Source organism: Wolbachia endosymbiont of Drosophila baimaii (assembly GCF_028982185.1).
Classification (GTDB): domain Bacteria; phylum Pseudomonadota; class Alphaproteobacteria; order Rickettsiales; family Anaplasmataceae; genus Wolbachia; species Wolbachia pipientis.
Genome location: NZ_JAPQLE010000061.1, coordinates 1 through 1,468 on the forward strand (window position 1 = coordinate 1; position 1,468 = coordinate 1,468).

At 33.9% G+C, this 1,468-nt stretch carries 2 protein-coding genes and 1 pseudogene; 2 read left to right on the forward strand and 1 reads right to left on the reverse strand.

The genetic code is table 11. The annotated features are described in order from the left end of the window. Nucleotides 1-173, reverse strand: a 173-nt coding sequence (locus OZD66_RS01865; protein ID WP_275022056.1) for an IS630 transposase-related protein, incomplete at its 3' end; no start/stop codon positions are given. A gap of 147 nt (nucleotides 174-320) precedes the next feature. On the opposite strand from OZD66_RS01865, the gene OZD66_RS01870 reads away from it, so the two are divergent. Both OZD66_RS01870 and OZD66_RS06005 read left to right on the forward strand, forming a co-directional pair. Further along, entirely contained in the window at nucleotides 321-818 is a 498-nt protein-coding gene (locus OZD66_RS01870) for a hypothetical protein (protein ID WP_259348535.1), read from the forward strand. A 121-nt stretch (nucleotides 819-939) separates the two neighbouring features. Beyond that, nucleotides 940-1,392, forward strand: a pseudogene (locus OZD66_RS06005) (ComF family protein); the annotation flags it as partial. Nucleotides 1,393-1,468 lie beyond the last annotated feature (76 nt).

The following is a 1,468-nucleotide window of genomic DNA, read 5'->3' on the forward strand; positions in this document are numbered from 1 at the left end:
CCATTTCCAAGTTTTTTTGATTGAAAGTCTCCTGTTTCTTTTCTTCTTTGCTGCCACTCCCATAAAGTAGTTCGTCCAATTTTAAATCTTGCTGCCACTGTTTCTCTGCTTTCTCCTTCGTCTAGCGCTTCCATTGCTTTTTTCCTTAAGTCATAACTATATGCTGCTGGCACTCAACCTCCTTATCATCGTCTATCCTTATCTTATCACATCCGGACTTCTATGAAAAGAGCTATAGAAGGTACGTTGAATATGGAATCGTACCTGCTAAGAGAGCAAAAAATTACACACTAGTTCCAGAAGATAGTTTCTATAAATCTGTGCATTATGTTGATAATGTATTAGGACCTGTAAAAGATGTAATTTGTGGAGTTGAGAGTAAAGACGATTATAACAAGTATTATAAAAACAATGATAATTGTGAATACGTGGGTTACAGAGCAGAGGAAGTGTTTCCACTTTGTAAACGGGGTGCTTTTCTAGCAGCTAGCATAATATTGCAACCTTTATTTTTGATGGTGGCATATTTGTCATACTTTCCAACCAAGTTATTGTCAAAAATAACAGGGGACTATTGTTTAAAAGCAAGTACAAAGTCATTAGTTGATCATTCAAATGCATTTTTAAGTGCTAGGCAAGATTGTGCTAGTGCAGTAGCTAGAGTATTTAATAAGATTGTAAGTTATGCTTGCGCTGCTATCATTTGGGCTGCCGCGTTAATTATAACGCCACTTGTGTGGGCTTGTGATAAAGTGCAAAGTAAGTTGAGTGAAATACAGGAGCCAGAAAAATATCAGCGTTTATCTACTGAGTTATAAGTTCTGCTTTTTCAGCAGTGGCTTAGTTTGAACTATATTGAGATGAAATAAAAAGTGAAAGAGTGTAAGCACAAGTTACTTTAGCTATACTATATAAATTTTATAATATATTTAATGAATTGTGAACCTTCTCTTACTAAACAAAGCTACAAATCTCATATTTCCAAACGTATGCGTAAGTTGCGAGTGTATCATTGATGAAAATCTTAATCTGTGTAGTGAATGTAACAAAAAAATCAATTTTCTAACTAAGCATTACTGCAATGTTTGTGGCGTAGTAATCTTAGACAATATTTATACGTGTGGTAAGTGCATCATCAATCCTCCACCGTTTAAAGTATTAAGATCAGTTTTTGCTTATGATCAACATAGTAGAAACATGATTATAAATTTCAAATTTTTTGATAATTTGAATTACGTAAAAATCTATGCAAAGTGGATACACCAAGCTAATCAGGATACATTTCAGAACGCAGAGATCATAATCCCTATACCGTTACATAAAATGCGCTTGTTTAAACGTAAATATAATCAAGCAGCATTGCTTGCAAAAGAATTGAGTAATACCAATTCTCATTATTAGGAGGACAAATAGGAGACATTGCAGAGTTGTTTAATTATGGAGTGGGTAAGAGAGGTAACAAATTTAC